Genomic DNA, 15,536 nt, shown 5'->3' with positions numbered 1-15,536 from the left:
TTCTGGCGTTCTCACACGCTCCAATCGAGCGATTCGAGAAATTCCAATACATCTTCATGCAATTGTTCTTTTTCATTATCCAGGGTGATTACATGCCCTGATTTCTCGTACCACTTAATCTTTTTATCAAACGATTCCACTGTATCATAGATGATATTCGCTGAATCGGTATCAATAACATTATCCAAAGAGCCCTGTGCGACGAATGTCGGAGCATAGACGTGATCTGCATGGTCCCTAACATCCTGCACCAATTTCCGCAGGTCGGATAGTGAAGGCATGCCGTGTTCACGCAAAGCCTCTATTTCTTCTTCGATAACATCGTCTTCTTTTCCTTCAAGCTTCTTATAATTGCGCGCATAATTGATGACGCCTTCAAACAGCAGGTCCGTCGATTTCATGATCATCGGCGAGCACATTGTCACGACGCCCTTCACAGGAAATGTATACCCTGCTTTCAGGGATAATACGCCGCCAAGCGACAATCCGGCCACAGCAATCTCGGAATACCCTTCGTCTTTCAGCTTCTGGTAAGCCTGTTCTACATCCCGCCACCAGCCTTCAGGTCCGCTTTCGACCAACTGTTCCGGATCGACGCCGTGGCCTTCCAAATGTGGTGCCAGTGATGTATAGCCTTTCTTCTCCAGAAAACGGCCCATCATCCGCACATCAGCAGAGTTGCCTGTAAAACCGTGCAGCAACAGAACTGCCCTTGGCCCTGCCTTGAAGAAAAATGGCTTTGGCTGTGAAATCCTCATACAAATCCCTCCAGAAATTGATATTAATTTGCTGATTTTCGTTCCAGGTGGACGCTTTCCGCGGGAGTGGCCTGAGCCTCCTCAGTCGCATTCGCTCCCTCCGGGGTCTCAGGACTCACTCTATTCCCGCAGGAGTCGCCACCTTCCACTACAATCAGTAATTTTAAAAGGTTTATTCAAGTTTTAATTTTTATTATTTAATATTTTGCTTAGATATGGAGCAAAACAGCGCAGACGCCCAGGGCATAGGGTTAAATAAGCATGCTCCTGCATCGCTTCGCTGCTTCGTCGCAAAGACTTGACCTCACAAGCTTCGGTCAAATTCTTAGCAAGCTGTTTTGCGGAATATCGGTTTATAGCATTTAAAATCAAACTATAAAAGAAAACGCCCAACCAGTTTATTGGTCAGGCGATTGGATCATCCACTTTATACTTTCGTTACGGCGATAGCCAAAATAAAGAATAAGGCAGCAAGTACAATCGTTACACGATGGAGGACAAGATCAAGTCCCCGTGCTTTTTGCTTGCCGAAAAGTTGCTCAGCTCCACCGGAGATGGCTCCTGAAAGACCTGCACTTTTTCCTGATTGTAATAATACGACAACGATTAATGCGAGCGATACGATGACGAGTAAAGTCATTAACAACGTATGCATAAATTCCACCTCCTGAATAAAACCTTCACAACAAGAATAAGTTTACCAAAAATTGCGACCTGTGACAATAGCAATAGAAAAAAGAGGCAATGCCTCTTTTGTTCTATTTATTCAAATTGTAGAAAGTTTTGACACCAAGGTATTTTGCCGTGTCATGCAGCTGGTCTTCGATGCGCAATAATTGATTGTATTTCGCAACGCGGTCTGTCCGGGAAGGAGCACCTGTTTTGATCTGCCCCGCATTGGTCGCAACTGCGATGTCCGCAATCGTTACATCTTCCGATTCGCCTGAACGGTGGCTGATGACTGCTGTGTAGCCAGCGCGTTTCGCCATTTCAATTGCATCGAAAGTTTCAGTCAATGTCCCGATCTGATTTACTTTAATCAGGATTGAATTGCCGATTCCCTGCTCGATTCCTTGAGAAAGCTTTTTGGTATTAGTCACAAACAGGTCATCCCCGACCAATTGCACTTTATCACCGATGCGTTCCGTCAATAATTTAAAGCCGTCCCAATCGTTTTCATCCAATCCATCTTCAATTGAGACGATCGGGTATTTGCCCGCAAGCTCTTCATACCAATCAACCATTTGGGCTGAAGTTTTCGTCGTATTGTCGCCTGGCAGGTTATAGATGCCTTTTTCTTTATTGTAAATTTCAGAAGCTGCCACATCCATTGCAAGCAATACATCTTCACCTGGTTTGTAGCCGGCTTTCTCAATGGCTGTCATGATGGTTTCGAGCGCTTCTTCGTTAGATCCAAGGTTCGGAGCAAAGCCGCCTTCATCTCCAACGGAAGTGTTATAGCCTTTATCCTTCAATACAGTTTTCAGGGTATGGAAAATTTCTGTACCCATGCGCAGTGCGTGGCGGAAAGATTCCGCACCGACCGGCATAATCATGAATTCCTGGATATCCACATTATTGTCGGCATGTTCGCCGCCATTCAGGATATTCATCATCGGAACCGGCAATTGCTTCGCGTTGAATCCACCCAGATATTGATATAGCGGAAGATCCAGATAATCCGCAGCAGCGTGTGCCACTGCCATCGAAACACCAAGAATCGCGTTTGCGCCAAGGCGGCCTTTGTTTTCCGTGCCGTCGAGTTCAATCAATGCCTGGTCAATTGATACCTGATCCAGAACAGAATAATTTTCTTCCAGCTCTTCAGCAATTTCATTGTTTACGAAATCTACAGCTTTTAATACCCCTTTGCCCATATAACGGCTTTTGTCGCCGTCACGGAGTTCCACTGCCTCGTGTTCGCCGGTTGAAGCACCGGATGGTACGATTGCGCGTCCGAAAGCGCCGCTTTCTGTGAAAACTTCCACTTCAACTGTCGGATTTCCCCGTGAGTCAAGAACTTCGCGTGCTAGAATGTCTGTAATGATTGGCAATATAAACAGCTCCCTTTAGATTAATGGTTTGCCGGTCATTTCGACCGGTTGTTCGATGTTCAATAATTTCAGGATGGTTGGTGCCAGATCAGCAAGAATGCCATCCGGACGCACTTCCATTCCTGGTTTTGTAATGATGACCGGTACCTTGTTTGTAGTATGTGCAGTCATAGGCAAACCTTCGGTTGTCAATACTTCGTCCGAGTTTCCATGATCGGCTGTTATGATAGCTGTTCCGCCTTTTGCATGCAAGGCGTCAACTATTCTACCCAGGCACTCATCCACAACTTCGATCGCCTTGATGGTCGGCTCGAGCAATCCGCTGTGCCCTACCATATCCGGATTGGCGAAGTTAAGGATAATTGCATCATGTGCTTCCGCCTCAATTTGTTCAACCAACCTATCCGTGACTTCATAAGCACTCATTTCCGGTTGAAGGTCATAAGTCGCCACTTTCGGGGAATCGACCAAAATCCGTTCTTCTCCCGGGAAAACCTTCTCTCTTCCGCCACTCATAAAGAAAGTGACATGCGGATATTTTTCAGTTTCCGCAATACGCAATTGGGTCAGGCCATTTGCTGATATTACTTCTCCGACCGTATTTTCGAGATTGAGTGTTTCGAAAGCAATTCGGGTAGGAAGCACATCACTATATGAGGTGAATGACACAAATGTGAGATTCAGCGGATGATTAGGGCTCAATGAAAAACTTTCAAAACCACTTGTCAATAAAGCGGAAGTCAGCTGAATCGCCCGGTCCGGCCGGAAATTGAAAAAGATGAGGGAGTCTTCAGACTTGATCGTAGCAACCGGCTCTCCATTTTCTTCTATATAAAATGGCACCACGAATTCATCCATTACGCCTTGATCATAAGAATGCACGACGCCTTCGCTTGCAGTGGAGGCCATCAATCCTATGCCATCCACTAATACGCGATACGCACTTTCTGCACGATCCCAGCGTTTATCCCGGTCCATTGCATAATAGCGGCCACTGATCGAAGCGAATTTACCGACGCCAATTTCTGCCATCCGTTCTTCGGTTTTCTCGATATACTGTAAAGCCGATTGAGGCCCGACGTCCCGGCCGTCCAAAAAGCCGTGGACATAAACTTTTTCCAGCCCCTGCTGTTTCGCCAATTCCAATAAGGCAAAAAGATGCTCATAATGGCTGTGTACCCCACCGTCAGATAATAAGCCCATTAAATGCAGAGCTGAATCATTTGCTTTTGCTTTCGCAATAGCTTCAAGGAAAGCGGTATTTTGGAAAAAATCCCCTTCCCGAATGGCTTTATTGATACGCGTCAGGTTTTGATAGACAATCCGTCCCGCACCGATATTCAAATGACCCACTTCCGAATTCCCCATTTGGCCATCTGGCAGCCCAACAGCTTCGCCTGAAGCTGTCAATAATTCGTGGGGATAGCTGTTCCATAACTTATCAAAAACCGGTTTTTTTGCCTGGGCAACCGCATTGCCATAGGTTTCCTTGCGACAGCCGAAGCCGTCCAGAATGATCAAAGCCACCGGATGTTCTGTATTATGCATTTGCACCAGCCTCCAATAATTTGAGGAACGACTCAGCTTCGAGACTTGCTCCTCCAACCAAAGCACCATCAATATGCTCCATGCTCATAAGTTCTTCAATATTCGCCGGTTTGACGCTGCCGCCGTATTGAATCCGGATTGCTTCGGCTGTTTCTTCATTAAATAAAGACGCGATTTTTTTGCGGATTATGCCGCACACTTCATTGGCATCTTCAGCCGTAGCAGTCTTCCCTGTACCAATAGCCCAGATTGGCTCGTAGGCGATTACAAGGTCAGCCGCCTGTGCAGCTGATAATTGTGCTGTGCCTTTTTCAACTTGTGCTTCGACGACAGCTCCTGTTTCTCCACTTTCACGTTGTTCGAGAGATTCACCGACACAAAGAATAGGTAACAGACCATGTTCAAATGCGGCCAGAACTTTTTTGTTCGATGATTCATCCGTTTCGTTGAAATACTGGCGGCGTTCGGAATGGCCGATGATGACATATTCCACGCCACTGTCTTTTAACTGCGTCGGGCTGACTTCACCCGTAAACGCCCCTTCTTGCTCTTCGTGCATAGTCTGAGCACCAATTTTCAAATCGGTATCAGCAGCAGACGCCACCAGGCTTTGAAGAAATAAAGCTGGTGCACAGATAACTGCATCCACTTTTTCAGCAGCCGGTAAGGATGCTTTCACTTCTTCCGCAAAAGCTGTTGCCTCCGCAGCGTTTTTGTACATTTTCCAGTTTCCTGCAATGATTGGTTTTCTCAAAAAGACACTCCCTTTCTGATGGTGTTGTAAGGTCTTATTCATAACTCTGTCATTTTTTATCGGTTAACGAACTGACTCCAGGCAATTCCTTGCCTTCCATGAATTCCAGCGATGCTCCGCCGCCTGTTGAAATATGATCCATTTTGTCCGCGACCTCGAATTTTTCCACTGCCGCAGCTGAATCTCCTCCACCGATGACCGTATAGCCTTCAGTTTCTGCCATAGACTGTGCGACTGAGCGCGTACCATTTGCAAATGGCTCCATTTCGAAGACACCCATTGGTCCGTTCCAGATGATCAGTTTTGAATTTTTGATGACGTCCCGATACAAATCCGCCGTTTCAGGTCCGATGTCCAGCCCCATCCAATCAGCTGGAATTTCTTCGATTTTCACATGTTTTGTTTCTGCGTCTTTTGAAAACTCACTGGCAACCGTTGCATCGACTGGCAGATAAAATTTTACGCCTTTTTCTTCCGCTTTTTTAAGGAACGTTCTTGCCAGTTCCAATTTATCTTCCTCTACGAGAGAGTTGCCTATTTCATGACCCTGTGCTTTAAGGAATGTATAGGACAAACCCCCGCCGATTAATAAATTGTCGACTTTATCCAGCAAGTGGTCGATGACGCCGATTTTATCTTTGACTTTCGCCCCGCCGATGATAGCGGTAAATGGACGTTCTGGTTGGGACAATGCTTTTCCTAGAACATCCAGCTCTTTCTCGAGAAGCAGTCCGGAAACAGCTGGCAGATGTTTCGCAATGCCTGCAGTAGAAGCATGTGCGCGGTGCGCCGCTCCAAAAGCGTCATTGACGAAGACGTCTGCAAGTCCAGCGAACGATTTAGCCAGTTCTTCATCATTTTTTTCTTCACCGGCATGGAATCGGACGTTTTCAAGAAGCAAAACGCCACCTTCGTGCAAGCCGGCAATTTCATTTTCCACCGTTTCGCCGACTGATTCCTGGAGGCTTTTCACTTCTTTATGTAGCAATTCGCTTAAACGGGCTCCTGCCGCAGCAAGCCTCATTTCTTCATTGACCTCACCTTTTGGGCGCCCCAAATGGCTCGCCAATATCACTTTTGCCCCATTGTCGATCAAATACTCAATAGTCGGAACAGCTGCACGGATCCGTGTATCATCCGTCACTGCCCCATCCTTCATCGGTACGTTGAAATCGACTCGGCAAAATACGCGCTTTCCTTTCAAATCCAAATCTTTCATGGTCATTTTCTGCAGCATGAAAATACCTCCTATTTGTATTCAAAAAAATAAGGAGTGGGGTAAATTCCCCACCCCTTATACCCTCTTTTATTATAGAGGTTCACCGGTAATTAAGCTATGATTTTGGGATTAAAGCCCTTTGCTGTGCATATGCAAAGCCAAGTCGATGCAACGGCCTGAGTAACCTGATTCGTTATCATACCAAGCGAGTACTTTAACCATGTTTCCTCCAAGTGCCATTGTGGACAATCCATCGACAGTTGAAGATGCTGTGTTGCCGTTATAATCTTTTGAAACTAATGGAAGGTCGCTGTATTCCAGAGAGCCTTTCAATTCGTTTTCAGATGCTGCTTTCAGCGCAGCATTCACTTCTTCAACCGTTGTTTCTGTTTCCAATTCAGCAACTAAGTCAATAAGAGAAACATTCGATGTCGGAACGCGGATTGCCATTCCGTCAAGTCTGCCTTCGAGTTCAGGCAACACTTTTGTTACTGCTTTTGCAGCTCCTGTAGTTGTAGGAATCATTGATTCCGCAGCTGCACGTGCACGGCGGTAATCTTTATGAGGTGAATCCAAAAGAATCTGGTCGTTGGTATAAGAATGGATCGTCGTCATCATTGCATGTTTGATGCCGAATTTGTCATTCAATACTTTCGAAATTCCTGCAAGTCCGTTCGTCGTACAAGATGCGTTGGAAACGACATCATGCTCTTCCGGGTTATACGTATCATGGTTAACACCCATTACAAGTGTTTTCATTCCGTTTTTACCTGGAGCCGATACGATGACTTTTTTCGCGCCTGCTTCGATGTGTTTTGAAGCAGAAGGAGTATCTGTGAATAAACCGGTAGATTCGACTACGATATCAACACCAAGGTCTCCCCAAGGAAGGTTTGAGGGGTCTTTTTCAGAAAATACACGGATTGATTTGCCGTTTACAACAATATTGTCGCCTTCAGATGAAACGTCAGCATCCAAAATTCCATGGATTGAATCATATTTCAATAGATGCGCAAGCATAGCCGCATCCGTCAAATCGTTTACTGCCACTACTTCCACTTCCGGGTTTGTCAATGATTCACGGTACACAATACGTCCAATACGGCCAAAGCCGTTAATCGCTAATTTTAAAGTCATATTAATTTCCTCCTAAGTTTTCTGTAAGTTCCAGTATTTCTCTTGCTGCACCTTCATCAGTGACCAGCACTGTGTGCTTGGGTGCATTTTTGAAATAAGAAAGAATTGCCATCGCCTTCGAACGTCCACCGGCAACTGCTATAATGGCCGGGGCTTTTTGCACTTGCTCCAACTGAATTCCCGCTGAACGGATGCGGTAAACAACATTGCCCTCTGCGTCAAAATAGTATCCGAATGCTTCACTGACAGCGCCGCCTTCAGTGATCTTTTCGACTTCCTCGGCAGTCGATTGGCGCCGTACCGCCATCTCTTGTGCGTTGCCGATGCCATGGACCACCAAATCGGTTTGTTCATATAAATCCATCATTTCCCTGATGAGCGGCTCTTTCATCATCATGGTATAGGCTTCTTCACTTAAATGGTCCGGCAGATAAAGCGTCTTGAATGATCCACCGGTTTTTCCTGCAAAAGCTGAGGCAATGGTATTCGCCTGGTGCAAAACATCTTCTCCAAGACCACCACGCGCTGCAATGAATCTCAATGCCGGGTAGGTTTTTTCACCCTTCAGTTCTTTGGCAATTGCAGCCATTGTACTGCCCCCGGTCACTGCGACATTTGGCTGAGCAGCAAAGTGCTGCTCAAGAAGCCGTGCAGCCTCTTTTCCAATCTGGTTTTTCACGGAGATCGCTTTATCCGAATCGAGAGGAACCAACACCACATCCAAAATTCCCAATTGTTGTTTCAAGCAATCTGCAAGATCGGCAATCCCTGTCAATTTGTGCATGAAGGATTTTAATGAATTGAGTACTTCTTCCCCCTGCTTGGTAATCACCATGCCGGCAGTTTTCATCTCAATCAATTGCTGCTTGCGTAAAAGATCTGTTTCTTTTCGAATATCGCGTTCTGTCATCCCGGAGTGTTCACTTAATGTCCTCCGGCCGACCGGTTGTTCCTGGTTGATTGCCTGCAGGATCTGGTAACGTTTTTTCAGGAGTTCGGACATTTCCGGCAGCAGCTTATTCTGCGCTGAAGATAATGCATCCATAAATTCACTCCGTTTCCAGCTGGGCAAAATTTATCCCACTAGTTATTTTTCTGTCCCACTAAATTCATTCTACCTAATAATTAAGAGTAATGCAATAAAAAAGAAGCGTTAGAATTTCAACGCTTCCAAAAGATCGGCATAACCGATATTGCCATATAACAGGACCCTGCCTTCCTGCTCCAGGACAGGAATCATCAGCATGTATTTCTCATGGATGATATGGTCTTCTTCTATATTAACTTCTGTATACTCCACCGGAAAATCCTCCTGCACAAGATTCAGCATCAATTTTGCTTCTTCGCATAACGGGCAATTCGGTCGTGTGTAAAGTGTCAGCATGGGTAGCCTTCTTTCTTATTGTTTTACATATAGTTTGTAGTATTTGATATTTCGCTTCGGCGCTTTGGACTAAGCTCCCGCAATAAGCCGAGAAGACCACTCGTCTTATTGCTCCGCTCCATCCTGAGGCGCGCCGGCGCTGAGAGAATAACCTAGATATGGAGCAAAACAGCGAAGACGCCCAGGGGAGCAGAAGCGGCGTTGGCTTTCCAACGTCGTTTCGACGAAGTGCGAGATCCACTCGATTGGTACACTAATTTATCAAGCCGTAAAAACCGTGCTCCTGCATCGCTGCGCTGCTTCGTCGCAAAGACTTAGCCTCGCAAGCATCGGCTAATGTCTTCGAAGCTGTTTTGCGGAATATCGATTGTCCTAATCTATAAATCAAATTGTAATAAAAAACCCGCTCCGCCATGAAATGGCAAAGCGGGTTGGTGGCATATGCCCTCGGAGGGGATCGAACCCCCATTACAAGAATCGGAATCTTGGGTGTTATCCATTACACTACGAGGGCGTTTCTATCTTAGCGACTTTACAAGTATACAAAAAATGGCGGCGCATATCAAGTTGATTTTTTTAATTCGTTAGATTTGACCTTCATTGACCATGATGTGTATGATATTATTACAGCTGAAACGTATTTCAGTATGGAATCTTATCACTTACACAAGGAGGATTTTCTATGAATTTAATTCCAACAGTAATTGAACAGACGAGCCGAGGCGAGCGTGCCTATGATATTTACTCGCGTCTTTTGAAAGACCGTGTCATCATGCTTGGAAGCGGTATCGACGATAACGTGGCAAACTCCATCGTTGCACAGCTTCTATTCCTCGAAGCGGAAGATCCTGAAAAAGATATTTCCATCTATATTAACAGCCCAGGCGGCAGCATCACAGCCGGTATGGCAATTTACGATACGATGCAATTCATCCGTCCGGATGTTCAGACAATCTGCATCGGTATGGCCGCTTCAATGGGAGCATTCCTGTTGGCAGCCGGCACAAAAGGCAAACGTTACGCGCTTCCGAACGCTGAAGTCATGATTCACCAGCCACTTGGCGGTGCACAGGGCCAGGCTACTGAAATTGAGATTGCCGCGAAACGGATCTTGTTCTTGCGTGAGAAATTAAACCAGATTTTAGCTGATCGCACAGGACAGACGCTCGAGGTCGTTTCGAAAGATACAGACCGCGACAACTTTATGACAGCGGAACGTGCATTGGAATACGGCTTGATCGACCAGATCATCACGCGCAGCAAATTGCCGCAACATGAGAAGGAAGATATCTAAGAGAAAAGCGAAAGCGCCCGTTCAGCTCTGACGGGCATAAGGCGATCTGGCGAAGCGGCATCTTTCCAGCCGCACAGCCAGAGTGACTTATGACCCGAAGAGCTGGGCCGCTGAAGTCTGGACAGTAGAATCAAAAAATAACCCCGCAGCTCATTTGAGCTGCGGGGTTTTCTTATGCTTCTTTTTCGATCAATGCTGATAAGGCTTCGACAGCGGAGTCCTCGTCGGATCCGTCTGCTGAAATGATAACTGATGTGCCTTTTCCGATGGCCAGGCTCATGATGCCCATAATGCTTTTCGCATTGACTTTCTTTTCCTCTTTTTCGAGGTAGACATCCGAATTATATCTGTTTGCTTCTTGTACGAATAAAGCGGCTTGCCTTGCTTGTAAGCCTGATTTCAATTGAACATTCACTTGTTTTTCAACCATGCATATCCTCCTCAGAAAATTGACTAGACTAATATATATGAAAGAACCGCGGCTTTTAACCGCCGATCGTTTCGCCTTTTCTTAATGATTCAGCGATTTCGTCAATCTTCCGAAGGCGGTGATTGACCCCGGATTTGCTGACTTTTCCAGTTGACACCATTTCACCGAGCTCCTTCAGTGTAACATCCTGAAACTCGACGCGCAGCCTGGCAATTTCACGCAGGCGATCCGGCAGCTGTTCCACTCCTATAACGGAATCGATAAAGCGGATATTTTCCACTTGCCGCAGCGCCGCATCAATCGTTTTATTGAGATTGGCGGTTTCGCAATTGACGAGCCGGTTTACTGAATTCCGCATATCCCGGATGATCCGCACATCTTCGAATTTCAATAATGCAGAATGCGCGCCGGCGATGCTCAGAAAGTCGGAAATTTTTTCCGCCTCTTTCAAATAAGTGACAAAGCCTTTTTTACGCTCGATTGTTTTACTGTTCAGATGAAAATGGTTCATGAGTTCAGTCAGTGAATCCGCGTGATCACGGTCTGAAGAATAAACTTCGAGGTGATACGATGAAGTTTCCGGGTTATTGACGGATCCTCCAGCCAGGAACGCCCCGCGAAGATACGCGCGTTTACAGCACGTTTTTTCAATCAGTGATTTGACGATTTCCTGCTGGAACTGGAAACCTTCCGTGATGATCATCAAATCCTCCAATACATGCTTGGAACCGTCCCTCAATCTGCAAATGTAGATATTATTCTTTTTCAACCGCATCTTTTTTCGAACGAGCAACTCGATCGGATAAGGCGGATAAAAGCGCTTTAAAAGCGTATAGATTCGGCGGGCAATGGCGGCGTTCTCTGTTTGTATATCGACGCTCAATTGCCTGCTTGAAAATGATAAGGTCCCATTCATCCGGATTAAAGCGGACAATTCTGCTTTGCCGCAGCATTCATCCACTTCTACCTGTGTCATTTCCTTTTTTGTTTCCGAAGCGAAAGACAATTTTATTCCCCCTTTCAAGCATTCAGAAATACCGAAGCTTCGTGTCATCTTTCAATTCGCCGCCGGCATATTGAAAGAGCCATTCCGCCACTTTTTTTGGCTCGTGGCGAACAGCATTTTCAAATATACTTGCGATATCTTCGCGGTGGATGTCCAAGCCTAATTCTGCAAGCTTTTCTGCATCATATGCTACCGGCCAAGCCTTCTCCTGCTTGTAAAGTTCGACAACCGTCGGCGGCATTTCCGCTTTATCAAGCAGTACTGCGTCAAGGAAAGGCTGGCCTACATGGTCGTATAACGCTTTTATATGGTCGGAAGCCGAATACATGTAGGTTTCTCCGGCTTGAGTCATCAGATTGCAGATATAAATCTTTTTCGCTTTGGCTGCCAATAATTCCTTTTTGATATCTTTCACCAATAAATTGGGCAGGATGCTGGTATAAAGTGAACCCGGTCCGATTACGATGATATCTGCCTGGCGGATGGCTGTAACAGTATCCGGCAAGGTTTTGACATCGATGGGCTCAATGAATACCCGTTTGATGGGTTGCAAATATTGCGGGATCTTTGATTCTCCACTGACGATGGTTCCATCTTCAAATTCTGCCTTCAATGTGACTATTTGATTGGCGGCCGGAATGACTGTGCCGTTGACATTCAAAACACGGCTCATCTCCCGGACTGCATGTGAAAAATCACCTGTCAGATCCGTCAAAGCCGCCAGCATTAAATTGCCGAGAGAATGTCCGCCCAGGTCAATTGATTTGCTGAAGCGGTATTGGAACATTTCTTCAACCAATGGTTCTGCATCGGATAACGCTGCCATAACATTCCGTATATCGCCTGGCGGTGGGATATTCAGATCATTGCGCAGTCGGCCGGAACTGCCTCCATCATCTGCCACTGTGACAATGGCAGTCAGATCCAATGGAAGCTTTTTCAGTCCCCGCAGTAGGGTGGACAGTCCCGTTCCGCCTCCAATTATAACGAGTTTTTTTCGTTGGCCTTTATTTTCCATTCACTCAGCCCTTTCTCGTTTTGACGTCGCGATGAGTAATGATGGTTTTGTTTTTTTCAGCAAATAACTTGCCATAATACTCAGCTAAGGTGACTGAACGATGCTGGCCGCCTGTACAGCCGAAGGCGATGACCAATTGCGCTTTGCCTTCGTTCTTGTAACGGGGAATCATGAATTGCAGAAGATCCGTCAACTTTTCAATAAGCATCTGGGTTTCATTCCATTGGAGCACATAGCTTGAAACAGGTTCATCCAGACCGGAAAGCGGTTTGAGTTCTTCTATATAATAGGGATTCGGCAAAAACCGTACATCGAATACCAGGTCGGCATCGATCGGCATACCATGTTTAAAGCCGAATGACAGGACATTTACAGTAAACACATTACTGGTATTTGTAGAAAAATCCGCGATGATTCTCTCTTTCAGTTCACGCGGGGTCATTTGAGACGTGTTGTAAATATATTTTGCCCGTCCCTGAAGGTCGATCAGCATATCACGTTCTTTTTTTATGCCTCCGAGTACAAGTCCCCCTGGTGATAGAGGATGTGAACGCCTGGTTTCCTTATAACGGCTGACCAAAGTCTGATTGTCTGCATCCAGAAACAGGATGGTGACAGATACTTTCGGCTCTTTTGATAAATTATCTATGGCATCAACGAGGCTGTCGAAAAAGTCGCCTCCCCGCAAATCCATAACTGCGGCAACGCGTTTCATCGATTTTCCTGAATCCCGCATCAACTTGATAAATGTCAGCAATAGCGCCGGGGGTAAATTATCTATAGTGAAAAAGCCGAGATCCTCAAAACTTTGAATCGCTACGGTTTTTCCGGCACCTGACATTCCGGTGATTACGATCAACTCAGTTTCTTCTACTTTATTATCCATGCTGGCGATTCACCTCTTCTGTTGAAATTTGTATCTGCTCTTTCAGCAACTTAAATTCCGATGTATAATGGAAGGTTCCAAATTGGACCCCAGCCTGGCTTGTGGCGAACAAAAGATTGGTCCGGTCGCCTTCAGCCATCGGCAAAGTTGCTAAACTTTCAACAGGATGCCATCCCAGGACTCCTTCAGGGGTTTCAACAAAAGGGGTTCCTTTAAGATCGGTGGCGATAAAAGTGAAAAGCATCCATTCATCGACCGCCTTGCCATCATCTTCAATCATCATTGTATAAATTCCTTTGACGTGGGTGCCGATTGGCTCCGCATTCGTCTCTTCCGTAAATTCCCGGATTGCCGCTTCATACACCGATTCTCCGGATTCCATTTTACCGCCGGGCGCAACATACCAACCGCGTCGGGGTTTTTTCAATAATAGGACATGACCATTTTTAATAACTAATAAATTCGCGATTCGCTGCACACTCGACACTCCGCATCTGTTTTAAACTTCTTTCATTATACATCTATCCTGGTGTGTCATGCAAAAAAGAAAATGTATATAAGCTGAACTAAAGATTTAATATTTCTAAACCGCTTCGCCGCTATGTACAGTGCAAAGATTATGCTCCTGCGCAAGCTCGTCGCATAGGAGTTGTCATCTTCGTATTGCACACCTTGGCTCCCGCAATAAGCCGAAAAGACCACTCACCTTTTACTCCGTCGGCATTCGCCTACTCTTGAGCCGCGCCGGCGCTGGGAGAGTAGCTGAGATATGGAGCAAAACAGCGAAGACGCCCAGGGGACCAAGCGAAGTGCTGAGATCCACTCGGGCGAAGTGAAACGAGACCGAGTTAGCTCAGAGCAAGCCCCCAGGCAAGCGAAGCTGTTTTGCGGAATATCGGTTATTAAAAAAAATTAGTTTAACTTATGTAGCCTTTAATATTTACACAAAAAAAAGAGGCCGTCTCCCGAATGATTCGGGAAACAGCCTTTCAAAACTTCTATAAAAAGGGGGTCAATTTACTATTCTTACTATACCTCTTATACATGTCAAAAGCATTACAGACAGATTAAGATAGTATTAAATTAAACGTTTTGACCGATTCTTTCAACTAATTCCTCAATATAATGCTGTGCTGCCTGAGCTGCAATGCTGCCGTCGCCCGTAGCAGTGACAACCTGACGCAATGTCTTGTCACGAAGATCTCCTGCAGCGTAGATTCCCGGAACTGATGTTTCCATCTTTTCATTTGTCACAACGTAGCCTTCGTCATTCAAAATACCCAAATTGGCAAAAGGCTTCGTCAATGGCAACATTCCAATATAGATGAATACGCCATCGATCTCTTTTTCCGTTTCAGTGCCATCATCAGTGGATACGAGCGTAACCCCGGCAACTTTGCCGTTTTCGCCTTTGATTTCTTTCACCGTATGGCTCCAGATAAAGTCGATTTTATCATTGGCAAAAGCACGATCCTGAAGGATTTTTTGCGCACGCAATTCATCTCTTCTGTGGACAATTGTCACTTTGTCAGCGAAACGCGTCAAATACACGCCTTCTTCCACTGCCGAATCTCCCCCGCCGACTACCACCAGATTTTTCTGTTTAAAGAAAGCTCCGTCGCAAACAGCACAATAACTGACGCCGCGGCCACCAAGTTCTGTTTCACCCGGTATGCCCATTTTTTTATATTCCGCACCTGTTGTCAGGATAACCGCTCTTGCTTTGTATTCCTTTGAACCAGCAGTAATTGTCTTAAACTCATCGCCATCAACGATTCCTTTTACATCACCGTAAGCATACTCAGCCCCAAATTTCTTGGCGTGATCGAACATTTTGGTCGAAAGATCCGGTCCAAGAATATGGTCGAACCCAGGGTAGTTCTCAATTTCTTCTGTGTTGGCCATTTGGCCGCCTGGAATTCCACGTTCAATCATCAATGTGGATAAATTGGCACGCGAGGTATACACAGCTGCCGTCATGCCTGCTGGTCCTGCACCTATTATTATTACATCATAAATTTTATCAGCTTCTGTCATGTACGTGTCCT

The 15,536-nt window shown here is 45.8% G+C and carries 16 protein-coding genes and 1 tRNA gene; 1 reads left to right on the top strand and 16 read right to left on the bottom strand.

Annotated elements, in window-relative coordinates:
• Positions 1–11 precede the first annotated feature (11 nt).
• The 10 genes from ACFQ1X_RS11860 to ACFQ1X_RS11815 form a co-directional block, all read right to left on the bottom strand.
• On the bottom strand, positions 12–758 hold the full coding sequence (locus ACFQ1X_RS11860; RefSeq protein ID WP_144841419.1) for an alpha/beta hydrolase: 747 nt from the start codon (positions 756–758) through the stop codon (positions 12–14).
• Positions 759–1,185: 427 nt separating this feature from the next.
• Entirely contained in the window at positions 1,186–1,413 is a 228-nt protein-coding gene (gene secG / locus ACFQ1X_RS11855; protein WP_008429540.1) for a preprotein translocase subunit SecG, read from the bottom strand.
• Positions 1,414–1,516: 103 nt separating this feature from the next.
• Positions 1,517–2,812 (bottom strand): phosphopyruvate hydratase, encoded by a 1,296-nt coding sequence (gene eno, locus ACFQ1X_RS11850; RefSeq protein WP_144841417.1) that lies wholly within the window; start codon positions 2,810–2,812, stop codon positions 1,517–1,519.
• Between the two features lie 15 nt (positions 2,813–2,827).
• Complete coding sequence (gene gpmI / locus ACFQ1X_RS11845) at positions 2,828–4,360, bottom strand: 2,3-bisphosphoglycerate-independent phosphoglycerate mutase (RefSeq protein WP_144841415.1); 1,533 nt, start codon at positions 4,358–4,360, stop codon at positions 2,828–2,830.
• Positions 4,353–5,114, bottom strand: a complete 762-nt coding sequence (tpiA, locus tag ACFQ1X_RS11840; RefSeq protein ID WP_144841412.1) for a triose-phosphate isomerase — start codon at positions 5,112–5,114, stop codon at positions 4,353–4,355. Before tpiA ends, gpmI begins: the two co-directional genes overlap by 8 nt.
• A gap of 49 nt (positions 5,115–5,163) precedes the next feature.
• The gene (locus tag ACFQ1X_RS11835) at positions 5,164–6,351 is read right to left on the bottom strand and encodes a phosphoglycerate kinase (RefSeq protein WP_144841410.1); all 1,188 of its coding nucleotides are present in this window, start codon (positions 6,349–6,351) and stop codon (positions 5,164–5,166) included.
• A 111-nt stretch (positions 6,352–6,462) separates the two neighbouring features.
• On the bottom strand, positions 6,463–7,470 hold the full coding sequence (gene gap / locus ACFQ1X_RS11830) for a type I glyceraldehyde-3-phosphate dehydrogenase (RefSeq protein WP_144841408.1): 1,008 nt from the start codon (positions 7,468–7,470) through the stop codon (positions 6,463–6,465).
• A 1-nt stretch (position 7,471) separates the two neighbouring features.
• On the bottom strand, positions 7,472–8,515 hold the full coding sequence (locus ACFQ1X_RS11825) for a sugar-binding transcriptional regulator (RefSeq protein WP_144841406.1): 1,044 nt from the start codon (positions 8,513–8,515) through the stop codon (positions 7,472–7,474).
• A 108-nt stretch (positions 8,516–8,623) separates the two neighbouring features.
• On the bottom strand, positions 8,624–8,854 hold the full coding sequence (locus ACFQ1X_RS11820) for a glutaredoxin family protein (RefSeq protein WP_144841404.1): 231 nt from the start codon (positions 8,852–8,854) through the stop codon (positions 8,624–8,626).
• Positions 8,855–9,296: 442 nt separating this feature from the next.
• Positions 9,297–9,368 (bottom strand) — tRNA-Arg (locus ACFQ1X_RS11815).
• 168 nt (positions 9,369–9,536) lie between these two features.
• On the opposite strand from ACFQ1X_RS11815, the gene clpP reads away from it, so the two are divergent.
• Positions 9,537–10,148, top strand: coding sequence for an ATP-dependent Clp endopeptidase proteolytic subunit ClpP (clpP, locus tag ACFQ1X_RS11810; protein ID WP_144841402.1), 612 nt, complete (start codon positions 9,537–9,539; stop codon positions 10,146–10,148).
• Between the two features lie 172 nt (positions 10,149–10,320).
• Here clpP and ACFQ1X_RS11805 read toward each other — a convergent pair whose 3' ends face one another.
• The 6 genes from ACFQ1X_RS11805 to trxB form a co-directional block, all read right to left on the bottom strand.
• Entirely contained in the window at positions 10,321–10,578 is a 258-nt protein-coding gene (locus ACFQ1X_RS11805; protein ID WP_144841400.1) for an HPr family phosphocarrier protein, read from the bottom strand.
• Positions 10,579–10,633: 55 nt separating this feature from the next.
• Positions 10,634–11,584: a DNA-binding protein WhiA gene (gene whiA, locus ACFQ1X_RS11800; protein WP_144841398.1), complete on the bottom strand. Its 951-nt coding sequence runs from the start codon at positions 11,582–11,584 to the stop codon at positions 10,634–10,636.
• A gap of 22 nt (positions 11,585–11,606) precedes the next feature.
• Entirely contained in the window at positions 11,607–12,602 is a 996-nt protein-coding gene (locus ACFQ1X_RS11795; protein WP_144841396.1) for a gluconeogenesis factor YvcK family protein, read from the bottom strand.
• Between the two features lie 4 nt (positions 12,603–12,606).
• Positions 12,607–13,488, bottom strand: coding sequence for an RNase adapter RapZ (gene rapZ, locus ACFQ1X_RS11790; RefSeq protein WP_144841394.1), 882 nt, complete (start codon positions 13,486–13,488; stop codon positions 12,607–12,609).
• Positions 13,481–13,966, bottom strand: a complete 486-nt coding sequence (locus ACFQ1X_RS11785) for an NUDIX domain-containing protein (protein WP_144841392.1) — start codon at positions 13,964–13,966, stop codon at positions 13,481–13,483. Before ACFQ1X_RS11785 ends, rapZ begins: the two co-directional genes overlap by 8 nt.
• A gap of 605 nt (positions 13,967–14,571) precedes the next feature.
• A complete protein-coding gene (gene trxB, locus ACFQ1X_RS11780) occupies positions 14,572–15,525 on the bottom strand; it encodes a thioredoxin-disulfide reductase (protein ID WP_144841390.1) in 954 nt (317 codons plus the stop codon).
• Between the last annotated feature and the right edge of the window lie 11 nt (positions 15,526–15,536).

Source organism: Metaplanococcus flavidus, assembly GCF_042675885.1.
Taxonomy (GTDB): Bacteria; Bacillota; Bacilli; order Bacillales_A; family Planococcaceae; genus Planococcus; species Planococcus flavidus.
The sequence above is the reverse complement of the archived record's forward strand: the minus strand, read 5'-3'. Positions and strand labels throughout refer to the sequence as shown.

Excerpts from the sequence above, each read along its gene's own strand:
- gap (WP_144841408.1), bottom strand. The coding sequence starts at position 7,470 with ATGACTTTAAAATTAGCGATTAACGGCTTTGGCCGTATTGGACGTATT.
- ACFQ1X_RS11860 (WP_144841419.1), bottom strand. The coding sequence starts at position 758 with ATGAGGATTTCACAGCCAAAGCCATTTTTCTTCAAGGCAGGGCCAAGG.
- ACFQ1X_RS11805 (WP_144841400.1), bottom strand. The coding sequence starts at position 10,578 with ATGGTTGAAAAACAAGTGAATGTTCAATTGAAATCAGGCTTACAAGCA.
- ACFQ1X_RS11825 (WP_144841406.1), bottom strand. The coding sequence starts at position 8,515 with ATGGATGCATTATCTTCAGCGCAGAATAAGCTGCTGCCGGAAATGTCC.
- ACFQ1X_RS11795 (WP_144841396.1), bottom strand. The coding sequence starts at position 12,602 with ATGGAAAATAAAGGCCAACGAAAAAAACTCGTTATAATTGGAGGCGGA.
- rapZ (WP_144841394.1), bottom strand. The coding sequence starts at position 13,488 with ATGGATAATAAAGTAGAAGAAACTGAGTTGATCGTAATCACCGGAATG.
- clpP (WP_144841402.1), top strand. The coding sequence starts at position 9,537 with ATGAATTTAATTCCAACAGTAATTGAACAGACGAGCCGAGGCGAGCGT.
- ACFQ1X_RS11835 (WP_144841410.1), bottom strand. The coding sequence starts at position 6,351 with ATGCTGCAGAAAATGACCATGAAAGATTTGGATTTGAAAGGAAAGCGC.
- ACFQ1X_RS11820 (WP_144841404.1), bottom strand. The coding sequence starts at position 8,854 with ATGCTGACACTTTACACACGACCGAATTGCCCGTTATGCGAAGAAGCA.
- gpmI (WP_144841415.1), bottom strand. The coding sequence starts at position 4,360 with ATGCATAATACAGAACATCCGGTGGCTTTGATCATTCTGGACGGCTTC.
- trxB (WP_144841390.1), bottom strand. The coding sequence starts at position 15,525 with ATGACAGAAGCTGATAAAATTTATGATGTAATAATAATAGGTGCAGGA.
- secG (WP_008429540.1), bottom strand. The coding sequence starts at position 1,413 with ATGCATACGTTGTTAATGACTTTACTCGTCATCGTATCGCTCGCATTA.